The organism is Pseudomonas sp. NPDC088429 (assembly GCF_044753305.1).
Taxonomy (GTDB): Bacteria; Pseudomonadota; Gammaproteobacteria; order Pseudomonadales; family Pseudomonadaceae; genus Aquipseudomonas; species Aquipseudomonas rustica.
Window position 1 is genome coordinate 1 of sequence record NZ_JBIVMX010000049.1, and the last position, 4,972, is coordinate 4,972.

Consider the following 4,972-nt stretch of genomic DNA (forward strand, 5'->3'; position numbering starts at 1 on the left):
CTCGTAGATCTTGCCGATCTCGCTGTTTTTCAGAGGCTCGAACAGTACGCCGCGGTTTCGCAGGTCCTTGATCTCACCGGGTCTTGGGATCTCGCTGACCAGCTCTTCGGGCGTGCAATCCATCAGGGAGAGAAAGTGCCTTGCGCTCATCATTGACTACCTTTTTGCTACAAACCGCAGATGCTCAAAGCCTTGTTTAACGGAACAACGGGCGAGACCTGCGGCGTAAGCCGCACGGGGCGACGAAATAGGGGGAGGCGCGATATTGACATTAAATGTCGCGTTTTTCCAATAGGCTACGGTTTTGCGGGATTCCGAGAGCGGACAGGATGTTGCAGTCGCGCATTTGAAGCCGGGTTCAGGACAGCAGCGAGTCCCTTTGTACACTGGCCTCGCCGGCCTTGGCAATCCGCCGTGGCGGGGATCGGGTCGCTTGAGTCGGTTTACGACCGTGGCGGCATGCCATCACTTGGTCGGATGCTCAGGTTGAAACATTTGCTAAAGCAAAGTGCTGGGTTATAAATAAGTTTCGAGCGACGCAGGAAGCCTCCGCATGGAATCGAAAGAAAAATTGTTAATGGAATTGCTGGGCCACACGGCTCGCTCTCTGACCCATCTCACCGCGTCAATGACCTCAATGTCCTTCGAGCTGCTGCGCAGCGAAGACGACGTGGTCAAATCCGCCGGCCGCCATATGATTGACCGCATGGCGACCATCAGTGCCGGGCTCGACGAGCATTGGCGATTGATCGGCGAGCTCACCGGCGTACACGTCGCCCACGAGCAGATCGAAACCATCCAGGAAATCCAGCTGGCCGCGCCGCCGCAACTGCCCTCCAGTTGAGCGAGGCGGTCTATCGGCGCACCTGATAGCCGTCGATTCACAAGACGAACGTCGCTGGCGCCTGACCCGCGACGGGGCCATAGTTTTGTTCCCGCGGGCGTCATTGCCCGCCCAGAACAAAACAGAGACTGGCCATGACCAAGACTCTCCATCACCGTGCCTGCCACCTGTGCGAGGCCATTTGCGGCCTGACCATCGAGACCACTGAAACCGATGGCAATGTTGCGATCACCTCGATCAAGGGTGATGCGCTCGACACCTTCAGCCGTGGCCATATCTGTCCCAAAGCTGTCGCGCTGCAAGACATCCAGAATGATCCGGATCGCCTGCGCCAGCCGATGCGCCGCGTTGGCAGCGAATGGTTGCCGATCGGCTGGGACGAGGCGTTTGCGCTGGTGGCCGAGAAACTGGCGGCGATTCAAGAGCGTCACGGGCAGAACGCGGTGGCGGTCTATCAAGGCAACCCGAGCGTGCACAACTACGGGCTGATGACCCACAGCAATTATTTCCTTGGATTGCTGAAAACGCGCAATCGCTACTCGGCGACCTCGGTCGATCAGTTGCCGCATCACCTGAGCAGCTATCTGATGTACGGCCACGGCTTGCTGCTGCCGATTCCAGACATCGATCACACCGATTTCATGTTGATTCTCGGCGGTAATCCACTGGCCTCTAACGGCAGCATCATGACCGTGCCAGATGTTGAAAAACGTTTAAAAGCGATCCAGGCACGCGGTGGTAAAGTCGTGGTCGTTGATCCACGGCGCAGCGAAACGGCGGCGATGGCCGATCAGCATTTGTTCGTGCGCCCCGGTGGCGATGCCGCATTGTTGTTTGGTGTGCTCAACACATTGTTCAGTGAAGGCCTGACACGCGACAGTCATTTGCCGGTCGATGGATTGGACGACGTGCGCGCTGCGGTGGAGACGTTCACCGCCGAGGCCATGAGCCCGCTGTGCGCCGTTCCCGCCGAGCAGATCCGCCAACTGGCGCGTGATTTTGCTGCGGCGCCGAGTGCGGTTTGCTATGGCCGGATGGGCGTTTCGACTCAAACCTTCGGCACTCTGTGCCACTGGGTGGTGCAACTGATCAATCTGGTTACCGGTAACCTCGACCGGGTGGGTGGTGCGCTGTGCACCGAGCCGGCCGTGGACTTGGTGGCGTCGACGTCGGGCGGGCATTTCAATAAGTGGCAAAGCCGTGTTTCCGGGCGTCCTGAATACGGCGGAGAGCTGCCGGTCTCGGCACTGGCCGAAGAGATGCTCACCGAAGGCGAAGGCCAGATCCGCGCGCTGATTACCGTGGCGGGTAACCCGGTTTTGTCGACGCCGAACGGGCGACAACTGGAGCAGGCGCTGGATGGCCTGGAGTTCATGGTCAGCATTGACCTCTACATCAACGAAACCACGCGTTACGCCGACCTGATCCTGCCGTCGACGTCGGCACTGGAGAACGATCACTACGACACCACGTTCAACTTGTTCGCGGTGCGCAATGTCACTCGCTTCAACCGCGCTATCCTCGCCAAGCCTGAGGGCGCGCTGCATGACTGGGAGATCTTTGTCGGTCTGGCCAAAGCATTCGCCGAGAAAACCGGCAAGGAGCTGAAACCGACCATGCCACCGGCGAAGATGATCGACATGGGCCTGCGGATGGGCATGTACGGTGACGCCTCCGAGCAGAAACTCTCGTTGGCGACACTGTTCGATCATCCTCACGGCATTGATCTGGGCGCGTTGAAAGCCAATCTGGCGCCGCGCCTGAAAACGCCGAACCAGCACGTGAAGGCCGCGCCGCCAGAGATCCTCGCTGACCTCGCACGGTTTGCCGCGCTGCAAGCTCCGGCCGCCGACGAGTTGTTGATGATTGGCCGCCGACATGTGCGCAGCAACAATTCGTGGATGCACAACTATCACCGGCTGGTGAAAGGCAAGCCGCGCCATCAGTTGCTGATGCATCCGGACGATCTCGCCAGTCGTGGGCTCAACGATGGTCAGTGGGTGCGCGTCAGTTCGCGGGTCGGGCAGATTGAAGTGGAAGTGCTCGGCAGTCTGGACATGATGAAAGGCGTGGTGAGCCTGCCGCACGGTTGGGGCCATGCGCGCCCGGGTGTGCAGATGGCGATTGCCAGTGGCCAGCCAGGTTCGAGCGCCAATGACCTGACCGATGAGTGCCAGCTCGACGAATTGTCCGGGAATGCCGCGTTGAACGGCGTGCCGGTCACCGTGGCGGCGGCTTGAACGTGACCGTCGGGGAGACCGAGCATGGCGCTCGGGATTCCGTTACAATGCGTCACCGTGCCGACCCGTGAGTCGGAAAGTTCAGCCGAGGTGCTCCATGGATATCATCGAAACGATTAAAGAGCAGATTGCCAACAACACCATTCTGCTTTACATGAAAGGCTCGCCGAATGCCCCACAGTGTGGCTTCTCCGCGAAAGCTGCGCAGGCTGTCATGGCGTGTGGCGAAAAGTTTGCGTACGTGGACATCCTGCAGAACCCGGAAATCCGCGCCAACCTGCCTAAGTACGCCAACTGGCCGACTTTCCCACAACTGTGGGTTGGCGGTGAGCTGGTCGGCGGTAGCGACATCATGACCGAGATGGCTGCAGACGGTTCGCTGCAAACCACCATCAAGTCGGCTGTTGAAGCGGCTGCGGCGAACAAGTCCGAAGCCTGATGCTTTTGTTGTAGGAGCAAAGCTTGCTCGCGAAAAACGATCACGCGGTGTGTCTGTAGCACCGCGGCGCTTTCTTCGCTGGCGAGCCATGCTCCTACAGAAAAGCCAATAAAAAGCCCCGCACCTCGAAAAAGGGCGGGGCTTTTTAGTGCGTCCGAAAAGTTACTGCGAGTTGCCGGTGCAATCTAAAAAGATCGCAGCCTGCGGCAGCTTCTACTCTTCGCCCATCTGCGATTGCAGATAGTTCTCAAGACCGACTTTGCCGATAAGACCCAGTTGGGTTTCCAGCCAGTCGATGTGTTCTTCTTCGGATTCAAGAATGTCTTCGAGCAGTTCACGGCTGCCGAAGTCACCGACGGTTTCGCAATGTGCGATCGCAGCTTTCAGGTCAGCGTGGCCGGTCTTCTCGATGCGCAGGTCGCACTCCAGCATTTCCTGGGTGTGCTCGCCGATGTGCAGCTTGCCCAAGTCCTGCACGTTTGGCAGGCCTTCGAGGAACAGGATGCGCTTGATCAGCTTGTCCGCGTGCTTCATCTCGTCGATGGATTCTTTGTATTCGTGCTTGCCGAGCTTGTTCAGACCCCAATCTTCATACATGCGCGCATGCAGGAAGTACTGATTGATCGCGACCAGCTCATTGGCAAGGATCTTGTTGAGATGCTGGATGACTGTAATGTCGCCTTTCATGATCGGAGTCCTGCCCTGTATTCGCTGTATATACGGCAGAGTTTGAGCTTCGTATTTATAAGTGTCAAACCTAAGTTATTGAATAATATATGAAAATTAATCGGAATAAGAATGTTTGTGTTCCGCGTCTGGAGCCTAAGCAATTGATTTACAGGCATAAAAAAACCGGACATAAGTCCGGTTCTTTGAAATGGGGTGTTATTACGCAGCAGTAAATTCTACCGGATAGGGGATCGCGGCCTGGGCGGTTTGCAGCTTGGTCAGGGTTTCGCGAACGACTTCCTTGGCAAGGCAGGCACATTTGCCGCATTGGCTGGCGACGCCGGTGGCCTGACGAACTTCTTTATAGCTGCAGCAACCCTCATAGATCGCTTCGCGGATCTGTCCGTCGGTGACGCCAGTGCAGAGACAAACATACATAAGTGAGAACCGTCGCTGGTTGTGACTCAATTGCGATGGATCTTAATGTTAACGAGAATGATTGTCAAAGTGCTTTCCGACCGCTTCAGCGGATTAACAGCTACGACTGACGAACGGTATTTGCTGGCTATTTGCCTGGCCCTGTAAATGCAGCACGGTTCTGCGCCTGCTTTAAAAAACCGTTAAGGACAGGCCAAATTCGCAGTGTATGATGGTCGGCCCTTGCGAAGGGGGTTCGTGTCACAGGGCTGTCGTCTGAGGATGGCAGGCTGGCGCAAACCCTGAACTTCAAGTTTCTACACCAGGAGATATCAATGAGCGTACTCGTAGGCAAACAAGCCC

At 57.1% G+C, this 4,972-nt stretch carries 5 protein-coding genes and 1 pseudogene; 3 read left to right on the forward strand and 3 right to left on the reverse strand.

Annotated features, from left to right (window positions below; translation table 11 throughout):
- Positions 1-150, reverse strand: a pseudogene (locus ACIP66_RS20860) (ornithine carbamoyltransferase); the annotation flags it as partial.
- Between the two features lie 403 nt (positions 151-553).
- Here ACIP66_RS20860 and ACIP66_RS20865 point away from each other — a divergent pair.
- The 3 genes from ACIP66_RS20865 (at position 554) to grxD (ending at position 3,523) form a co-directional block, all read left to right on the forward strand.
- Positions 554-844: a hypothetical protein gene (locus tag ACIP66_RS20865; RefSeq protein WP_053123421.1), complete on the forward strand. Its 291-nt coding sequence runs from the start codon at positions 554-556 to the stop codon at positions 842-844.
- A 134-nt stretch (positions 845-978) separates the two neighbouring features.
- Positions 979-3,084 (forward strand): molybdopterin oxidoreductase family protein, encoded by a 2,106-nt coding sequence (locus tag ACIP66_RS20870; protein ID WP_400650504.1) that lies wholly within the window; start codon positions 979-981, stop codon positions 3,082-3,084.
- A 97-nt stretch (positions 3,085-3,181) separates the two neighbouring features.
- Positions 3,182-3,523: a Grx4 family monothiol glutaredoxin gene (gene grxD, locus ACIP66_RS20875; protein ID WP_007916674.1), complete on the forward strand. Its 342-nt coding sequence runs from the start codon at positions 3,182-3,184 to the stop codon at positions 3,521-3,523.
- Positions 3,524-3,736: 213 nt separating this feature from the next.
- Here the strand turns inward: grxD and bfr are convergent, their stop codons facing one another.
- Both bfr and ACIP66_RS20885 read right to left on the reverse strand, forming a co-directional pair.
- Positions 3,737-4,210, reverse strand: coding sequence for a bacterioferritin (gene bfr, locus ACIP66_RS20880; protein ID WP_042560739.1), 474 nt, complete (start codon positions 4,208-4,210; stop codon positions 3,737-3,739).
- A 201-nt stretch (positions 4,211-4,411) separates the two neighbouring features.
- The gene (locus ACIP66_RS20885) at positions 4,412-4,630 is read right to left on the reverse strand and encodes a bacterioferritin-associated ferredoxin (RefSeq protein WP_003227725.1); all 219 of its coding nucleotides are present in this window, start codon (positions 4,628-4,630) and stop codon (positions 4,412-4,414) included.
- Positions 4,631-4,972 lie beyond the last annotated feature (342 nt).